This window comes from Pseudogulbenkiania ferrooxidans 2002 (assembly GCF_000174355.1).
GTDB classification, from domain to species: domain Bacteria; phylum Pseudomonadota; class Gammaproteobacteria; order Burkholderiales; family Chromobacteriaceae; genus Pseudogulbenkiania; species Pseudogulbenkiania ferrooxidans.
The window spans coordinates 1-18,110 of record NZ_ACIS01000018.1 but is presented as its reverse complement, the minus strand read 5'-3'; the positions used below and the strand labels follow the sequence as shown (position 1 = coordinate 18,110).

The 18,110-nt window shown below is 63.4% G+C and carries 11 protein-coding genes; 7 read left to right on the top strand and 4 right to left on the bottom strand.

The window, feature by feature from the left end; translation table 11 throughout:
• The first annotated feature begins 274 nt into the window (after positions 1-274).
• Positions 275-1,849: an L-aspartate oxidase gene (gene nadB / locus FURADRAFT_RS19700; protein WP_008955926.1), complete on the top strand. Its 1,575-nt coding sequence runs from the start codon at positions 275-277 to the stop codon at positions 1,847-1,849.
• Between the two features lie 16 nt (positions 1,850-1,865).
• On the opposite strand, the gene FURADRAFT_RS19695 is transcribed toward nadB, so the two are convergent.
• Positions 1,866-4,184: a PAS domain S-box protein gene (locus FURADRAFT_RS19695; RefSeq protein WP_008955925.1), complete on the bottom strand. Its 2,319-nt coding sequence runs from the start codon at positions 4,182-4,184 to the stop codon at positions 1,866-1,868.
• A gap of 153 nt (positions 4,185-4,337) precedes the next feature.
• Between FURADRAFT_RS19695 and FURADRAFT_RS19690 the strand changes: the two genes are divergently transcribed.
• The 6 genes from FURADRAFT_RS19690 (at position 4,338) to dnaE (ending at position 13,606) form a co-directional block, all read left to right on the top strand.
• Positions 4,338-5,342: a TRAP transporter substrate-binding protein gene (locus FURADRAFT_RS19690; protein ID WP_008955924.1), complete on the top strand. Its 1,005-nt coding sequence runs from the start codon at positions 4,338-4,340 to the stop codon at positions 5,340-5,342.
• A gap of 67 nt (positions 5,343-5,409) precedes the next feature.
• Positions 5,410-6,024: a TRAP transporter small permease gene (locus FURADRAFT_RS19685; protein ID WP_008955923.1), complete on the top strand. Its 615-nt coding sequence runs from the start codon at positions 5,410-5,412 to the stop codon at positions 6,022-6,024.
• Complete coding sequence (locus FURADRAFT_RS19680) at positions 6,021-7,304, top strand: TRAP transporter large permease (protein ID WP_008955922.1); 1,284 nt, start codon at positions 6,021-6,023, stop codon at positions 7,302-7,304. The genes FURADRAFT_RS19685 and FURADRAFT_RS19680 overlap by 4 nt, the downstream gene beginning before the upstream one ends.
• A 170-nt stretch (positions 7,305-7,474) precedes the next feature.
• Positions 7,475-9,757, top strand: a complete 2,283-nt coding sequence (locus tag FURADRAFT_RS19675; protein WP_008955921.1) for an NADP-dependent malic enzyme — start codon at positions 7,475-7,477, stop codon at positions 9,755-9,757.
• 74 nt (positions 9,758-9,831) lie between these two features.
• The gene (locus tag FURADRAFT_RS19670; RefSeq protein WP_008955920.1) at positions 9,832-10,077 is read left to right on the top strand and encodes a PhaM family polyhydroxyalkanoate granule multifunctional regulatory protein; all 246 of its coding nucleotides are present in this window, start codon (positions 9,832-9,834) and stop codon (positions 10,075-10,077) included.
• A gap of 85 nt (positions 10,078-10,162) precedes the next feature.
• A complete protein-coding gene (dnaE, locus tag FURADRAFT_RS19665) occupies positions 10,163-13,606 on the top strand; it encodes a DNA polymerase III subunit alpha (RefSeq protein WP_008955919.1) in 3,444 nt (1,147 codons plus the stop codon).
• A gap of 271 nt (positions 13,607-13,877) precedes the next feature.
• Here the strand turns inward: dnaE and FURADRAFT_RS19660 are convergent, their stop codons facing one another.
• The 3 genes from FURADRAFT_RS19660 to FURADRAFT_RS21280 all read right to left on the bottom strand — a co-directional run.
• Positions 13,878-14,897 carry an AI-2E family transporter gene (locus tag FURADRAFT_RS19660; protein ID WP_008955918.1) on the bottom strand — a complete coding sequence of 340 codons (1,020 nt, stop codon included), beginning with the start codon at positions 14,895-14,897 and terminating at the stop codon, positions 13,878-13,880.
• A gap of 159 nt (positions 14,898-15,056) precedes the next feature.
• Positions 15,057-15,575, bottom strand: a complete 519-nt coding sequence (locus FURADRAFT_RS19655) for a YbhB/YbcL family Raf kinase inhibitor-like protein (RefSeq protein ID WP_201441978.1) — start codon at positions 15,573-15,575, stop codon at positions 15,057-15,059.
• 115 nt (positions 15,576-15,690) lie between these two features.
• A partial coding sequence (locus tag FURADRAFT_RS21280) for a VCBS domain-containing protein (RefSeq protein WP_008955916.1) occupies positions 15,691-18,110 on the bottom strand: 2,420 nt, incomplete at its 5' end.

Here is an 18,110-nt window from a genome sequence, read left to right as displayed (position 1 = left end):
TCACGGAAAACAGGCGCAAGAATCGTAAGCCTTTGATATCCAATAAAAACACCGACAACCCCTGACCCGTGACGGGTAGAGCGACACAGGGGGCAGCGCAAGATGAGGCAAGCAGCCCGACACGAATAGCGGTCAGTGTGCGCATCAATAGGGCCCTGCTGATGCATGCTGCTCCGATTATGTCGTGCAAGTCGGCTGCGCGAACGGCATCGATTCTGCTAGGCTTGACCCTTTGATTCTATGTACACGCTCACACTCGGGTGGATGACGCTCTATGCTGAAGTTTGACGTTCTTATCATTGGCAGTGGCTTGGCCGGCATGACCCTGGCCTTGCACCTTGCCGAACGCCGCAAGGTGGGCCTGATCACCAAGCGGGATCTACTGGAGGGTAGTTCCAGCTACGCTCAGGGCGGCATTGCCGCAGTTCTCGATACCGATGATTCGGTACAGGAACATATTCAGGACACGCTGATCGCCGGCGCCGGCATCTGCAACGAGGAGACGACGCGCTATATTGTCGAACACTCCAAGGAGGCGATCGACTGGCTGATTGCGCTGGGGGTGCCCTTCACCAAGGATGAGACGCACGAGACCGGCTACCACCTGACCCGCGAAGGGGGGCATAGCCATCGCCGTATCATTCATGCGGCAGACGCGACCGGTGCGGCGGTGACGACGACGCTGGGGCAGAAGATCAAGGCCCATCCGAACATCACGCTGCTCGAAGAGTACATTGCGATCGACCTGATCACCTCCGCCAAGCTGGGGCTGGAAGGAAAGCGGGTGTATGGCGCCTACGCTCTGGCCAAGCAGGCCGACGAGGTGGTGACGATTGCGGCGCAGCACACCATTATGGCCTCCGGTGGCGCCGGCAAGGTGTACCTGTACACCACCAACCCGGATACCGCGACCGGCGACGGCATCGCCATGGGCTGGCGTGCCGGCTGCCGGGTGGGGAATATGGAGTTCATCCAGTTCCACCCAACCTGCCTCTACCACCCGCATAGCAAATCATTCCTGATTTCCGAAGCGGTGCGTGGCGAAGGCGGCATCCTGCGCCTGCCGGACGGCACTCGCTTCATGCCCAAGCACGATCCGCGTGCCGAGCTGGCGCCGCGCGACGTGGTGGCGCGCGCCATCGACTTCGAGATGAAGAAACATGGCCTGGATTGCGTGCATCTGGATATTTCCTACAAGCCGGCCAGCTTCATCAAGGAACACTTCCCCAATATCTACGCCCACTGCCTGGAACTCGGCATCGACATCACCCAGCAGCCGATCCCGGTGGTGCCGGCGGCACACTACACCTGCGGTGGCTTGGTGACCGACCTGAAGGGCCGCACCGACGTCGAAGGCCTGTACGCCGTGGGCGAAGTGGCTTGCACCGGACTGCACGGCGCCAACCGACTCGCCAGCAATTCGCTGCTGGAATGCATGGTGATCGGCAAGGCGGCGGCCGAGCATATCCTGGCGGCAACGGGCATCTCGTTGCCGGACATCCCGGACTGGGACGACAGCCAGGTGACCGACCCGGACGAGGAAGTGGTGATCTCGCACAACTGGGACGAACTGCGCCGCGCGATGTGGGACTACGTCGGCATTGTCCGCACCAACAAGCGACTGGAGCGGGCGCTCAACCGCATCAAGCTGTTGAGCGTGGAAATCAACGAGTACTACAGCAACTTCCACATCAGCAACGACCTGATCGAGTTGCGCAACCTGGTGCAGACGGCCGAGTTGATCGTGCGTTCGGCGCTGTTGCGCAAGGAAAGCCGCGGCCTGCACTACAGCCGCGACTACCCCGACACGTTGGCCGAAGGCCAGGAAACGGTGCTGACACCGGACTGAGCGGCGGACAGCCCCCTCAGCGAACGGCGCCAGCAGGCGCCGTTTTTTGTTCCCGCTCCAGCGCAGCCACCGGCAGAGTGAACCAGAACGCGCAGCCGCCGTCGGCGGAGCGCTCGACGCCGAACTGTCCGCGATGGAACTCCACGATCGAACGGCAGATGTTGAGTCCGATACCGAGCCCATCGGGCTTGCTGGAATAGAACGGGGTAAACAGGTTGCTGCGGATACTGTCGGACAACCCCGGGCCATTATCGGCCACTTCCACACGCCAATAGCCGGCATCGGCACCATAGCGCACCGTCACCTGCGGCCGGCGCGTCTCGGCATCGCGCATGGCCTCGACGGCGTTCTTGATCAGGTTGAGCAGCACCTGCTCGATCAGAACCGGATCCATTTCCAGACGACAAACCGATTCGGATGGCTGGAGCAGCAGGGTGACGCCGTGCTTGACTACCATCGGTTCGGCCAGGCCGATGGCACGCCCGACCACCTTGGCGGGGTCGGCAAGCTCGAGCTGCGGCGCATGCTTCTTCACGAAGGCACGGATGCTGTTGACGATCTGCCCGGCGCGACGCGCCTGCTCGGAGATAGCCTGAATCGCCTCGCGCACGCCCTTGGGCAGTTCGAGATCGGGGGGCAGGCGCCGCTGCAGGCCGGAGGAGTAGGTATTGATTGCCGACAGCGGCTGGTTCAGCTCATGCGCCAGGCTGGAGGCCATCTCGCCCATGGCGATCAGGCGCGAGGTGTTCTGGAAACGTTCCTCCTGGGCGCGTTCGCGCGCTTCGCGCTGGCGCAGCTCGGTGACGTCGGTCAGGATAGACAGCCAGGCCTCCTGACCGTCGACCCACTCGATGCGGCGCCGATGGATCTGGAACCAGTTGCTGCCGCCATCCGAGGTGAACTCCAAGTGCTGGTTCTCTGCCCCCTCTTCGTCGCCATCGGGCAGCCGTGGCAGCAACAGGCAGCAGTCGGCATCGGGCTCGTCCTTCATCCACAAGTGGCTGAAGGTCGGGTTGGCGTAGAGTAGCTGGCTCCCACCTTTGTCGGTGACGCACACGCCGGCGTCCAGCCCGTTCAGCACCGTGAGGAAGCGCTGGTGCGACGCGTTGAGCGCCAGGCGCTTTTTCTTCAGTTCGGTGATGTCGTACATTGAGCAGATCCAGCCGCGCTGGCTGCCATCGCGCTCCACGAGCGGGGTGGCAAAGAGACGGACTTCGAAGGCTTCGCCGTTCTTGGTGACGAAGGGGACTTCGAATCCGTGTTCCGGCTGGAACCCTCGCAACACGGCGGCGATGGTGTCGTGCAGCAAGGGGTATTCGTTCGTGGGCCAGAAACTGTGCGGTGGCGACTGCCCGACCAGCTCGTTCTCGCTGAAGCCGGACATGGCACAGAACGCCCGGTTGACGCGGACGATCTCGCCGCTCGCGCTCAGCGCCATCAGGCCGCTTTTCATACTGTCTTCCATCGCCTGGCGCAGGGACATTTCCAGCTCCAGTGCCCGCTCCGCCGCCGAGCGTTCGCGGATGTGGCGCCGGATGCGCCATACCGAATACAGCAGCGCCAGCACCAGGGTGACCACCGCCACCACCAGCACCGGCAGGGTCAGTCCCATCGCACTGCGATACTCCACCGCGCGCAGGGTCAGTCCGTGGCCGGGAGGGTCGAAACTGATCTGATACTGCAGCGTGCCCGGCTGCTCGGCCTCGTCGAAACGGCTGGCCAGCACTTTTCCCCCGAGGTCCTGGATACTGATCAGGTACTTGGAAGCGATCCACCATGGCACCTGGTTATACAGCAGCCCCTCCATCTGATAGACCAGACGAATGCCCCCGACGTACTCGCCTTCGACGATGATGGGCACGGCCATGTCGAAGCGGTACTTGCCGTCCCGCCCCCGATAGGCCTCACCGTAGGCCGCCCGCATCAGCTTGCTGGCACGCCACAAAGCATCATGGGCCGCCCCGCTCAGCACATCGCCAGGCAGGTTGACGCGGCGGGTATCCCACAGGATGCGTCCACGCGCATCCACCCGCTCCGCTTCGAGCAGCTCGGGGTTCTCGCGCAGCAACAGGCGGGCACTCTGCTGGAACTGGTAACCGTTGATGCGCAGCCCCGACACATCGTTGGCCGCATTCTCGGCCCACTCCCGATGCGTTTCCAGGTGCAGCCGCAACGACTGATCGAGCCACAGCACCTCCTGGATGAGACTGTCCCGCTGCCCTTCCATCCAGTCGCGATACACCAGGTAGACGATGCCGGACAAGGCCGTGATCAGGGCCAGCAGGGAGCCAACGGTGGTCAGCAGCAGGAAACGCGGAGAGCGGGATTTGGGCATGGCTCGGGGCAATGACAAAGGGGTAAGGGATTTCCCTAATGCTGAATTCCCCAATGGATCGGGAACGGCTTGCCTTCTACTTTACACCGTAATGACGGCCCGACAACAAGGGCTGCATTCATAAAATCGACGCATCTCATGGAGACACTTTCAATGAAACTGAAAATTGCCGCTCTGGTTATCGGTGCCACCTTCGGCATGACCGGCATGGCCCACGCCGCCGGCCAAATCGTCATCAAGTTCAGCCACGTCGTCGCCCAGGACACCCCGAAGGGTAAGGCGGCCGAGTACTTCAAGAAGTTGGCCGAAGAGCGCACCAAGGGCAAGGTTTCGGTACAAGTCTACCCGAACAGCCAGCTCTACAAGGACAAGGAAGAACTGGAAGCCCTGCAACTGGGCGCGGTGCAAATGCTGGCCCCGAGCCTGGCCAAGTTCGGCCCGATGGGCGTGAAGGAATTCGAGGCGTTCGACCTGCCCTACCTGTTCGACAACTACGACGAAGTTCACAAAGTGACCCAGGGTGCCATCGGCCAACAGCTGTTCGGCAAGCTGGAAAGCAAGGGCATCAAGGGCCTGGCCTACTGGGACAACGGCTTCAAGAACTTCTCGTCCAACAAGCCGATCCGCACCCCGGCCGACCTCAAGGGTACCAAGATCCGAATCCAGGGCTCGAAGGTACTGGAAGAAGAGATGCGCACGCTGGGCGCCCTGCCGCAGGTGATGGCGTTCTCCGAGGTGTACCAGGCGCTGCAGACCGGCGTAGTGGACGGCACCGAGCTCGAGCCGTCCAACCTCTATACCAGCAAAGCCTATGAGGTGCAGAAGAACCTGACCCTGACCGGTCACGGCTATCTCGGCTACGCCGTGGTGGTGAACAAGAAATTCTGGGACGGCCTGCCGGCGGATGTTCGCACCACCCTGGAAGGCGCCATGAAGGACGCCACCAAGTACGAACTGCAACTGGCCAAGCAGGATACCGACAAGGCGATTGCCGCGATCAAGGCCTCCGGCAAGACCCAGGTCTACACCCCGACGCCGGCCGAAAAGGCCGCGTTCAAGAAAACCTTGCAGGTGGTGCACGAGAAGATGGCCGACCGTGTCGGCAAGGATCTACTCAAGGCAGTGGAAAAAGAAACCGGCTACGTCGCTCCCAAGTAACCATGCCCAAGAGCGCCCTGCTTGACCAGGCAGGGCGCTTTTTTTCTGATCTATCGGGAGATACTCAATGCTGAAACTTCTCGACCACCTTGAGGAATGGATCATTTCCGTTCTTATCGGCGTGGCGACCCTGGTAACGTTTGCCGCGGTGGTCCATCGCTACGGTTCGGGCGTTGAACTGCTGAACCCCATCTTCAGCAAGGTCAACATGTCCTGGGCACAGGAACTGACCATCTATCTGTTCGTCTGGATGGCCAAGTTCGGCGCCGCCTACGGCGTGCGTACCGGCATCCACGTCGGCGTCGACGTGCTGATCAACCGCCTGAGCGAACGCGTACGCGGCAAGTTCATCGTGTTCGGCCTGTTGGCCGGCGCCCTGTTCACCGGCACCGTCGGTACCCTGGGCGCCAGCTTCGTCTGGGAAATCGCCCATACCGGTCAGACCTCGGCCGACCTGGAACTGCCGATGTGGCTGGTCTACCTCGCGGTGCCCTGCGGTTCTTATCTGATGTGCTTCCGCTTCCTGCAGGTGACCGTGTCGTTCATCAAGACCGGCGTTCTGCCCAAGCACGACCACGCCCACGTCGAAGGCATGGATGACGAAACGGCAAAAGCCGACTGGGACGTCGTGGAGGAGAACCTCCACCCGCAAGACCTGCAGCAGCATGGGGTGAAAAAATGAGCACACTGATTCTCTTCGGGCTGTTGATCGCCCTCATGATCACCGGCATGCCCATCTCGATTTCGCTGGGCCTGACCGTGCTGACCTTCCTGTTCACCATGACCCAGGTGCCGATCGAGTCGGTGGCGCTGAAGCTGTTCACCGGTATCGAGAAGTTCGAGATCATGGCGATTCCCTTCTTCATCCTCGCCGGTAACTTCCTCACCCACGGCGGGGTGGCGAGGCGCATGATCAACTTTGCCTCGAGCATGGTGGGACACTGGCATGGCGGCCTGGGCCTGGCCGGCGTGCTGGCCTGCGCTCTGTTCGCCGCGATTTCGGGTTCCAGCCCGGCCTGCGTGGTAGCCATTGGTTCGATCATCCTGCCCGCCATGGTGAAGCAGGGCTTCCCGAATAAGTTCGGCGCCGGTGTGATCACCACCTCGGGCGCACTGGGCATCCTGATCCCGCCGTCCATCGCCATGGTGATGTTCTCGGTCGCCACCAACACCTCGGTGGGCCAGCTGTTCATGGCCGGCGTGGTGCCGGGGATCATGCTGGCGACCTCGCTGGGTGTCACCACTTGGTACCGTGCCCGCAAGAACAACTACCCGCGTCTGCCCAAGGCGAGCTTCGCCCAACGCATGAAGGCGCTGCGCGAGAGCTTCTGGGGCCTGTCGCTGATCGTGCTGGTGATCGGCGGTATCTACAGCGGCATCTTCACCCCGACCGAAGCGGCCGCCGTGTCCGCCGTATACGCCTTCATCGTGGCCGTGTTCATCTACAAGGACCTGAACCTGAAACAGGTGCCGAAGGTGCTGCTGGATTCGGCCAGCATGTCGGCGATGCTGCTCTACATCATCACCAACGCCGTGCTGTTCTCGTTCCTGATGACCTCAGAGGGCGTACCGCAGGCGATGGCGAGCTGGCTGATCGACATGGGCTTCGGTCCGATCGCCTTCCTGCTGATGGTGAACATCCTGCTGCTGCTGGCAGGCAACGTGATGGAGCCGTCGTCGATCATCCTGATCATGGCGCCGATCCTGTTCCCGGTGGCGGTGCAGCTGGGCATCGACCCGGTGCACTTCGGCATCCTGATCGTGGTCAACATGGAGGTGGGCATGTGTCACCCGCCGGTGGGCCTGAACCTGTACGTGGCCTCGGGCATCACCAAGATGGGCATCACCGAACTCACCGTGGCGGTGTGGCCGTGGCTCCTGACCATGCTGGTCTTCCTCGGCCTGGTGACCTACGTGCCGGCGATCTCGCTGTGGCTGCCTAAGACCCTCGGCATGATGTAAGATGTAAATTGTATTTTGTCTGACAACGCGATGGAGGCCTCTCCATCGCGTATTTGCATGGCGTCACTACATCCCGTTTACAGGGTTAGCCCTAGTGCCCTTATAATGTCGGACCACACGACACGACACACACCCCCTTAAAGATACCTAAGAAAATCAGGAGCTCCCAGATGGATGAGCAATTGCGTCAAAACGCACTCGATTTCCACCAGTTCCCGCAGCCGGGCAAAATCCAGGTTTCCCCGACCAAGCCGCTGGCCACCCAGCGCGACCTGGCCCTGGCCTACTCGCCGGGCGTGGCTGCACCGTGTGACGCCATCGTTGAAGACCCGCTGAACGCCTACAAGTACACCGCGCGCGGCAACCTTGTCGCCGTGATCACCAACGGTACCGCCGTACTGGGCCTGGGTAACATCGGCCCCTTGGCCGGCAAGCCGGTGATGGAAGGCAAGGGGGTGCTGTTCAAGAAATTTGCCGGTGTCGACGTGTTCGACATCGAGCTGAATGAAAACGACCCGGACAAGCTGGTCGACATCATCTGCTCGATGGAGCCGACTTTCGGCGGCATCAACCTGGAAGACATCAAGGCGCCGGAGTGCTTCTACATCGAGAAGAAGTGCCGCGAGCGCATGGGCATTCCGGTGTTCCACGACGACCAGCACGGCACCGCCATCGTGGCTGCCGCCGCCGTACTGAACTCGCTGCGTCTGGTGAACAAGGACATCTCCAAGGTGCGCGTCGTGGCTTCCGGTGCCGGCGCAGCCGCCATCGCCTGCCTGGAACTGCAGGTGGCGCTGGGCGTGAAGCGCGAAAACATCACCGTGTGCGACTCGAAGGGTGTGATCTACGAGGGCCGCGATGAGAAGATGGACGAATCGAAGAAGCGCTTCGCCATCAAGGACAACGGTCAGCGCAAACTGGCGGACGCCATGGTCGGCGCCGACATCTTCATGGGCCTGTCCGGTCCCAAGCTGGTGACCCAGGAGATGGTGAAGTCGATGGCGGCTCACCCGGTGATCCTGGCCATGGCCAACCCGGAACCGGAAATCCTGCCGCCGCTGGTGAAGGAAGTCCGCCCGGACGCCATCATCGGCACCGGCCGTTCCGACTACCCGAACCAGGTCAACAACGTCCTGTGCTTCCCGTTCATCTTCCGCGGTGCGCTGGACGTGGGCGCCACCACCATCAACGAAGAGATGAAGCTCGCCACCGTGCGCGCCATCGCCGACCTGGCCATGGCCGAACAGAGCGACGTGGTGGCGTCGGCTTACGGCGACCAGGAGCTGTCGTTCGGCCCGGAATACGTGATTCCGAAGCCGTTCGATCCGCGCCTGATCGTCAAGATCGCCCCGGCCGTGGCCAAGGCGGCCATGGATTCCGGCGTGGCCACCCGCCCGATCGCCGACTTCGACGCCTACGTCGAGCAGCTGGCCCAGTTCGTCTACAAGACCAACCTGTTCATGAAGCCGGTGTTCTCGCAGGCCAAGACCGACAAGAAGCGCGTCGTGCTGGCCGAGGGCGAGGACGAGCGCGTGCTGCACGCCACCCAGGAAATCGTGTCGCAGGGTCTGGCCTTCCCGATCCTGATCGGCCGTCCGTCCGTGATCGAGAAGCGTATCGAGCGTCTCGGCCTGAAGATGACCCCGGGCAAGGACTTCGAGCTGGTCAACAACGAATCCGACCCGCGCTTCAACGAGTACTGGAAAGAGTACTACCAGCTGATGAAGCGCAAGGGCGTGAGCCAGGAACAGGCTCGTCGCCGCGTGATCGGCAACACCACGCTGATCGGCGCGCTGATGGTGCGTCGCGGCGAGGCCGATGCGCTGATCTGCGGTACCTACGGTGCCTATCGTCAGCACTTCGAGATCGTCGAGAACGTGCTGGGCTACGCCAACGAGAAGAAAGTGGCCGGCGCGATGAACGCGCTGATGCTGCCGACTGGCAACATCTTCATCACCGACACCTACGTCAACCCGAACCCGAGCGCCGAACAGCTGGCCGAGATCACCGCCATGGCGGCCGAGTCGGTGAAGCGCTTCGGTATCGCGCCGAAGGTGGCGCTGCTGTCGAACTCCAGCTTCGGCACCAGCGGCATCGAATCGGCCGGCAAGATGCGCGAAGCGCTGGCGCTGATCCAGGAAGCCCAGCCTGAGCTGGAAGTGGATGGCGAAATGCAGGGTGACGCGGCGCTGGTGGAAGCCATCCGCAACCAGGCGATGCCGGACAGCACGCTCAAGGGCGCGGCCAACCTGCTGGTGATGCCGAACGTGGAAGCCGCCAACATCTCGTACAACCTGCTGCGCGTGTCGGCGTCGGATGGCGTGACCATCGGCCCGATCCTGATGGGTATGTCGAAGCCGGTCCACATCCTGACCCAGATCTCGTCGGTACGCCGCATCGTCAACATGGTCGCCCTGGCTGCCGTGGATGCGCAGGTGGCCTGCAAGAACTAATCGGGTTCAACTGGCTTATACTGAACGGGCGACGTAATGTCGCCCGTTTTTGTTTTTGTCATTCAGGAGCCCCCATGAGCGCCGACTTCAATCCTGCCGATCCCTTCGCCATGTTCCGCCAGTTCTGGCAGAACGCCGCCCCCTCCTCCGCCCAGCCCTTCATGCCGCCGCTGACCGAAGAGGAAATCGACCGCAAGATGGCCGAGCTGCGCGTCGTGGAAGGCTGGCTGACGATGAATCTGGGCATGCTGTCGATGCAGATCAAGGCCCTGGAGATGCAGAAGGCCGGACTGGCCGCGATGAAGCCGAAGGATCACTGAGCGCGCCGGGCTGGCCGCGGTCTTCGGCCAACCTCACGGTCTTGCCACGATGGTGCCGCGCCCCGGCAACGGCTAAAATGCCGGGATGAATCCTCCCCGTTTCGTCCACCTGCGACTCCACTCCGAATTCTCCGTCTACGACGGCATCGTGCGTCTGGACGACGCCGTCAAGCGCGCCAAGCAGCACGGCATGCCGGCCATCGGCATGTCCGATCTGATGAACCTGTTCGGCATGGTCAAGTTCTACAAGGCCTGCCGCGGCAACGGCATCAAGCCCATCGTTTCGGTCGATGCGCTGATCAGCAACGACGACGACCGCGACAAGCCCTCTCGCCTGCTGCTCACCGCCAAGAACCGCGCCGGCTACCTGCGGCTGTGCGATCTGTTGACGCAGGCGGTGCTGCATAACCAGTACCGCGGCCGTGCCGAACTCAAGCGCGAGTGGCTGGAAAACGGCGACAACAGCCAGCTGATCTGCCTCTCCGGCGCGCATCTGGGCGATGTCGGCATGGCGCTCGCCAACGGCCAGCGCGACGTGGCGGAGCGGCGCGCACGCTACTGGGCCGGGCTGTTCCCCGACAACTTCTACCTGGAAGTGCAGCGCCTCGACAATCCGCAGATCGAGGGCGTGGTGCAGCAGACCCTGTGGCTCGCCGGCGAGACCGGGCTGCCGGTGGTGGCGACGCATCCGATCCAGTTCATGGATCCGGACGACTTCAAGGCGCACGAAGCGCGGGTGTGCATCGCCGAGGGCTACACCCTGGGCGACAAGCGCCGGCCGAAGAATTTCGCCGAATGCCAGTATTTCCTGTCGACCGAGGAGATGATCGAGCGCTTCCACGACATCCCGGAAGCGCTGGAGAATTCGGTGGAAATCGCGCGCCGCTGCAACATCACGGTGCAGCTGGGCAAGAACTACCTGCCGGACTTCCCCACCCCCGAAGGCATGACGCTGGACGACTACCTGGTCCACCTGTCCAAGGAGGGTCTGGAGACGCGGCTGGAGAAGCTCTACCCCGACCCGGAGGTCCGTGCCGCCGAGCGCCCGCGCTACGACGCGCGCCTGAAAATCGAGTGCGACACCATCGTCCAGATGGGCTTCCCCGGCTACTTCCTGATCGTGGCCGACTTCATCGTCTGGGCCAAGAACAACGGCTGCCCGGTGGGCCCGGGGCGAGGTTCCGGCGCCGGCTCGCTGGTGGCGTTCAGCCTCGGCATCACCGACATCGACCCGCTGGCCTACGCCCTGCTGTTCGAACGCTTCCTCAACCCGGAACGGGTGTCGATGCCTGACTTCGACGTCGACTTCTGCCAGGACAACCGCTACCGCGTGATCGAGTACGTGCGCCAGAAGTACGGCGCCGAGGCGGTGAGCCAGATCGCCACCTTCGGCACCATGGCGGCCAAGGCCGTGGTGCGCGACGTCGGCCGCGTGCTCGACCTGCCCTACATGTTCTGCGACGGCGTTTCCAAGCTGATCCCGGCGGCACCGGGCAAGCAGTACTCGCTGGACGACGCGGTCGAGATGGAGCCGATTCTGAAAGAACGGCTGGAGAACGAGGAAGAACTGCGCGAGCTGTGGGAACTGGCGAAGAAGCTGGAAGGCCTGACGCGCGGCATCGGCATGCACGCCGGCGGCGTGCTGATCGCACCGGGCAAGATCACCGACTTCTGCCCGGTGTACCAGGCGGCCGGCGACGACGCTGTGCCGGTCTCGATGCTGGACAAGGACGACGTCGAGCAGATCGGCCTGGTGAAGTTCGACTTTCTGGGTCTGCGCAACCTCACCATCATCGACCTCGCGGTCAAGTACATCAAGGCGCTCGATCCGGCCTTCGACACCGATCTCAACCTGCTCGAGTTCACCGACCCGGCCGCCTACCAGATCCTGCAGAAGGCCAACACCACGGCGGTGTTCCAGCTCGAATCGGACGGTATGAAACGGCTCTTGGAAAAGCTCAAGCCCGACCGTTTCGAAGACATCATCGCCGTGCTGGCGCTGTACCGTCCGGGTCCGCTCGGCTCGGGCATGGTGGACGACTTCATCCTGCGCAAGGCCGGCAAGCAGGAGGTCGATTACTTCCACCCTGACCTGACCGCGTGTCTCGAACCGACCTACGGCGTGATCGTGTATCAGGAACAGGTGATGCAGATCTCGCAGATCATCGGCGGCTACACCCTGGGCGGCGCCGACATGCTGCGCCGTGCGATGGGCAAGAAGAAGCCGGAGGAGATGGCCGAGCACCGCGGCAAGATCGCGCAGGGCGCCGCCGCCAAGGGCTACGACCCGAAGTTGGCCGAACAGCTGTTCGACCTGATGGCCAAGTTCGCCGAGTACGGCTTCAACAAGTCGCACACCGCCGCCTACGCCGTGGTGTCGTACCAGACCGCCTGGCTCAAGGCGCACCACTGCGCGGCGTTCATGGCGGCCACCATGTCGTCGGAACTGGACAACACCGACCAGCTCAAGGTGTTCTACGACGATTCGATCGCCAACAAGCTGAAGTTCCTGCCGCCCGACGTCAACGAGAGCTTCTACCGTTTCGTGCCGGTGGATCGCCAGCATATCCGCTACGCGCTGGGCGCGGTCAAGGGCACCGGCGAGGCGGCGGTGGAGCATATCGTCGCGGTGCGCCAGGAGGGTGGGCCGTTCACCGACCTGTTCGATTTCTGCCGCCGCACCGACAAGCGCACCGTCAACAAGCGCACCATCGAGTCGCTGATCCGCGCCGGGGCCTTCGACGCGATCGAACCCAACCGGGCCAAGCTGTTCGCCAACGTCGGCCTCGCCATGGAGGCGGCCGAGCAGGAAGCGGCCAACGCCAATCAGGGCGGGCTGTTCGACATGTTCGACGCCGACAGCGCGCCGACCGTGGAGATGGTCGAGGTCAAGCCGTGGCCGCCGGCGGTACAGTTGGCCGAAGAAAAGCTCGCCATCGGCTACTACCTCTCCGGCCACCCGTTCTCGGCCTACGAGAAGGAGGTGCGCGGCTTCATCAAGACCCCGCTGTCGCGCATCACGCCGCGCAAGGAGCCGCAGCTGATCGCCGGCTTCGTCACCGGCCTGCGCACCAAGGTCGGCAACCGCGGCAAGATGGCGTTCATCCAGCTCGACGACGGCAGTGCCAAGCGCGAGGTCAGCGTGTTCTCGGAAAGCTTCGACGCCAACCGCGCCAAGCTACGCGAAGACACGGTGCTGGTGATCGAGGGCAAGGTGAGCGAGGACAGTTTCAACGGCGGCCTGCGGATCATCGCCGACAAGATTTACGAGCTGGGCGAGGCACGCAGCCGCTACGCCCGCAGCCTGGCGCTGCAAATCAACGGCAACGCCGACGTGGCGCGGCTGCGCACCACGCTGGGCCCGTTCCGCAGCGAAGACGCCGGCTGCCCGGTGCGACTGAGCTACAACAACGGACTGGCCAAGGGCGATCTGCTGCTGCCGCCGGAATGGGGGGTGCGCCTGGACGACGGCCTGCTGCTGGCGCTGCAGGACTGGCTGGGCGACCAGGCGGTGAAGGTGCTGTGGTAACCGCCTATCTCATTAGGCGGCTAGGCCTTCGCATCTTGAGTGGGGGCGGTGCTCTGCGCATGCGAATCCCACTGGAAGATTCGCTTGGCTATGTTCCTCATGTACTACCTGCACATGGCGGTTCCTGCGCTCCGGCCGCACTTAACCAGCCTTGGCTCGCTCGCCTACTGGGCTAGGCGCCAAGCAATGGGTCGCTACTTCGGCCAACGTTGGCCGAAAACCCATGCAAAAACCGGGCAGTGGTGACTGCCCGGTTTTTTGTTTCTGTCTGTCAAACCAGGCCCATGGCCTTCAGCTCGGCCTTCAGGTAGGCGTAATAGATCGGCGCCGCGATCACGCCGGGGAGGCCGAACACCGCTTCCAGCACGATCATCGCCAGCAAGATTTCCCAGGAACGCGCCTGGATGCGCGAACCGACAATGCGGGCGTTGAGAAAGTATTCCAGCTTGTGGATCACCACCAGGAAGACCAGCGCCGCCACCGCCAGGCCGAGCGACTGCGACATCGCCACCACCACGATCATGGTATTGGAGATCAGGTTGCCGATCACCGGCAGCAGCCCGACCAGAAAGGTGATGGCGATCAGGGTCTTGGTCAGCGGTAACGGTGTACCGGCCAGGGGCAAGGCCACTCCCAGGAACAACCAGGTCAGGAAGGCGTTGAGCGCGGCGATGCGCACCTGCGCGAACACCACCTTGCGGAACGACGCGGCCAGGCAGGTCGTCCGGCGCACCAGCGCCAGCGCCAGCGACCCGCTGCCCTCACGGTGCAGCGATTCGGACAGCGCCACCATCGCCCCGATCACCATGCCAATCAGCACCAGCACCGCGCCCCGGCCGGCGGCCCCGCCGACCAGGCGCAGCTCCTCGAGGTGCTGGGTCAGCCAACGGCTCACCATGTTCTTCAGTTCGTCGCTGTTGTTCGGCAGATGCTCGGCCAGCCAGCCCGGCAGTTGCTGGCGCAGCAGCACCGCGATCTCACCCGATTTCTGCAGGATGGCCGGCACCGCCCCGGTCTCGCCGTGAAAGATCGACATCACGCCGAACGAGAAGCCGACCAACAGCAGGATGATGAGAATGGACAACAGCAGCACCGCCACGGCGCGGGCACGATGCCCGGCCATGCGGTTGAGATGCGCCTGAGACGCCGCCAGCGCCACCAGCTCGTGCACCAGCAAGCCGGCGATCAGGGCTGCCAGCAAGTGAAACTGCAGCACGACATACAACGCCGTGCCGGCCAGCAGGTAGCTGGCCAGCTCGACGGGGTCGGTTCGGTTCAAACTATTCGGCATGCCGTCCTCTGCGGTCGTTACCCGCCAAGAATGGCGGGCGAAAATGACCGCAGTATGTCGCGGGAGCGGGAAGAAACACAATGGGGTGCAAGCGGAAACGGCGCGAACTCACCGCTCCAGTACGGCAGAGCCGGTGACGCAGAGCGGCACCGCCCGCGCTCATGGCCGGCGATACACCCCGATCAGCTGCGCCTCGCCCAGCACATGGCCCTGCAGCGCCTGCTCCAGCCGATGCTTGGTGGGATGCCCCAGATCCGGCAGTACCGTGTCGAGGGCGTAGAGCTTGAAGAAATAACGGTGCTGCCCGATCGGCGGACACGGCCCGCCCCAGCCGGTGCGCTGCCAGTCGTTCAACCCTTGCCCGACCTGCGGCGGCAGATGCTGCGAGGCGTCTTCGGCCAACTCGTGGCGATCCGGCGGCAGGTTGTACAGCACCCAATGCACCCAGGTCATCTTCGGCGCCGCCGGGTCCGGTGCGTCCGGATCGTCGACGATCAGCACGAACGAGCGCGTGCCGGCGGGTGCGCCCTGCCACGCCAGCGGCGGCGAGACATCCACCCCGTCGCAGGTATAACGCGCCGGCACGCTCGCCCCCGGCGCAAACGCCGGGGAGGTCAGCTGCAGTCCCATCGCCCCTACCTCCATCGCCACACCGGCCAGAGCGGCCAGCCACCACATGCGGGCACGCCGCACGCCTTGCGGCGCGCGACGCCATCCTGCTTGTGTTGTAGCACCCGGTAGAGCCAGCGGCCCCCTCACTTTCCCCATCGTGGCTCGCTCGATGGAGGCGAACTCAGGGCAGCACATCCAGTTTGCCTGATGTCAGCATGTCATTCATGTTCAGACCCGTCACCCCATTCAGGATGGCGACATCCTGAAAACCGTAGCTGCCACCGCTGCCATCGCGATCCACACTGACGATGGTATTGCCACCGCTCTCGGTGAAATGGATGAAGGTGCTGGGCGTTGCCGGGTTGTAGTTGATCAGCAAGTCAGAGATATCCAACGTGTCGGCGTTGGCACCCGTCGCCGTAAAATTGGTGATGGTGTCGGTCCCGCCATTATCCGAGGCAAGGAACACGAACCGGTCAGCCTGGTTGCCACCGCTCAGGGTATCGTTGCCCGCCCCGCCATACAGCACGTCGTTCCCGTTCTGGCCGAACAGGGTATCGTTGCCCGAGCCGCCAAACATCACATCGTTGCCGCCGCTGCCATACAGCACGTCATCCCCGATCAGGATGGAATTCGTGCCGCCGCCGGACGGCAGGGAGCTATCATCGCCCGTCACTTGCCCCTGAGCATTGGTGCCCGTGATGATGTTGAAGACTTCGTGATAGGTCGCCGAGGCAGAATCGGTGGTCTGGATATCCAGCTGGTACACCGAATTAGAGGCAAGGCCGCTGCCGGTACTCAGTGAATTGCCGCTGATGGAAAAACTGGCGGCGCTACCCGACAGCGTGCTGCTGGACATCAGCGAATACGTAAACGTATCGCCGCTATCGACGTCGATTGTGGACAGCGTGCCAAGTACAGCCCCAGCTCCGGGTAGGGCGTTCCCCCCCGGCTCGGCCATGCTCAACACGATGTAGGTCGGAGCATGATTGACACTATCGTTGCTGCCGTTGACGGCGACGTCGATGGTATAGCTGGCGCTCCCGTCAAACGATTTGACCGTCAGCGTGTCGTGCACCACGCTGCCCGAGGCCAAGGCGTCGGTCGCAGGTCGGGTATCGTCCAGGGCATAGCTCCATACCCCGGTGCTGGCGTTGAAGCTGAAGTCGCCGTAGGTTCCGGCGAGACTGACCGGGGTCTGGAAGTGGGCTTCGCCGCTGTCGACATCGTGCACCGTCAGCTGGCCGCCGGCGCTGGGGTCGCCAGCCACACCGCTGCCCGCCTCGGTGACCGAGGTGTCTTCGGAAGCCGAGGTCGTGATGGTGGCGGCGTCGTTGCTGCCGGTGATGGTGACGATCACCAGCTGGCTGGCGGTGCCGTCGGCACTGGTGACAGTGAAGCTGTCGGTGGTGCTGGCGCCGGCGGCCAGGTGCTGCACCGCCGCGTTGTCGACCACGTAGCTCCAGTTGCCGTCCACATCCACCGAGTAGTGGCCCAGTGTGCTGGCTTGATTGCTGGCGGTCTGGGTGTGCGCCTGGCCGTCGTCGACGTCGCTCACCGTCAGCGTGCCGGTGGCCGGCGTGACACTGTCCTCGCTCAACGTGCCAGCCTGGTCGCCACTCATGCTGGCGGAGTCGTTGGCACCGTTGATGGTGATGGTCACGACCTTGCTCGCGGTACCGTCGGTGCTGGTGACAGTGAAGCTGTCGGTGGTGCTGGCGCCGGCGGCCAGGTGCTGCACCGCCGCATTGTCGACCACGTAGCTCCAGTTGCCGTCCACATCCACCGAGTAGTAGCCCAGTGTGCTGGCTTGATTGCTGGCGGTCTGGGTGTGCGCCTGGCCGTCGTCGACGTCGCTCACCGTCAGCGTGCCGGTGGCCGGCGTGACACTGTCCTCGCTCAACGTGCCAGCCTGGTCGCCACTCATGCTGGCGGAGTCGTTGGCACCGTTGATGGTGATGGTCACGACCTTGCTCGCGGTACCGTCGGTGCTGGTGACAGTGAAGCTGTCGGTGGTGCTGGCGCCGGCGGCCAGGTGCTGCACCGCCGCGTTGTCGACCACGTAGCTCCAGTTGCCGTCCACATCCACCGAGTAGTGGCCCAGTGTGCTGGCTTGATTGCTGGCGGTCTGGGTGTGCGCCTGGCCGTCGTCGACGTCGCTCACCGTCAGCGTGCCGGTGGCCGGCGTGACACTGTCCTCGCTCAACGTGCCAGCCTGGTCGCCACTCATGCTGGCGGAGTCGTTGGCACCGTTGATGGTGATGGTCACGACCTTGCTCGCGGTACCGTCGGTGCTGGTGACGGTAAAGCTGTCGGTGGTGCTGGTGCCGGCGGCCAGGTGCTGCACCGCCGCGTTGTCGACCACGTAGCTCCAGTTGCCGTCCACATCCACCGAGTAGTAGCCCAGTGTGCTGGCTTGATTGCTGGCGGTCTGGGTGTGCGCCTGGCCGTCGTCGACGTCGCTCACCGTCAGCGTGCCGGTGGCCGGCGTGACACTGTCCTCGCTCAACGTGCCAGCCTGGTCGCCACTCATGCTGGCGGAGTCGTTGGCACCGTTGATGGTGATGGTCACGACCTTGCTCGCGGTACCGTCGGTGCTGG

Excerpts from the sequence above, each read along its gene's own strand:
- nadB (WP_008955926.1), top strand. The coding sequence starts at position 275 with ATGCTGAAGTTTGACGTTCTTATCATTGGCAGTGGCTTGGCCGGCATG.
- FURADRAFT_RS19695 (WP_008955925.1), bottom strand. The coding sequence starts at position 4,184 with ATGCCCAAATCCCGCTCTCCGCGTTTCCTGCTGCTGACCACCGTTGGC.
- FURADRAFT_RS19690 (WP_008955924.1), top strand. The coding sequence starts at position 4,338 with ATGAAACTGAAAATTGCCGCTCTGGTTATCGGTGCCACCTTCGGCATG.
- FURADRAFT_RS19685 (WP_008955923.1), top strand. The coding sequence starts at position 5,410 with ATGCTGAAACTTCTCGACCACCTTGAGGAATGGATCATTTCCGTTCTT.
- FURADRAFT_RS19680 (WP_008955922.1), top strand. The coding sequence starts at position 6,021 with ATGAGCACACTGATTCTCTTCGGGCTGTTGATCGCCCTCATGATCACC.
- FURADRAFT_RS19675 (WP_008955921.1), top strand. The coding sequence starts at position 7,475 with ATGGATGAGCAATTGCGTCAAAACGCACTCGATTTCCACCAGTTCCCG.
- FURADRAFT_RS19670 (WP_008955920.1), top strand. The coding sequence starts at position 9,832 with ATGAGCGCCGACTTCAATCCTGCCGATCCCTTCGCCATGTTCCGCCAG.
- dnaE (WP_008955919.1), top strand. The coding sequence starts at position 10,163 with ATGAATCCTCCCCGTTTCGTCCACCTGCGACTCCACTCCGAATTCTCC.
- FURADRAFT_RS19660 (WP_008955918.1), bottom strand. The coding sequence starts at position 14,897 with ATGCCGAATAGTTTGAACCGAACCGACCCCGTCGAGCTGGCCAGCTAC.
- FURADRAFT_RS19655 (WP_201441978.1), bottom strand. The coding sequence starts at position 15,575 with ATGTGGTGGCTGGCCGCTCTGGCCGGTGTGGCGATGGAGGTAGGGGCG.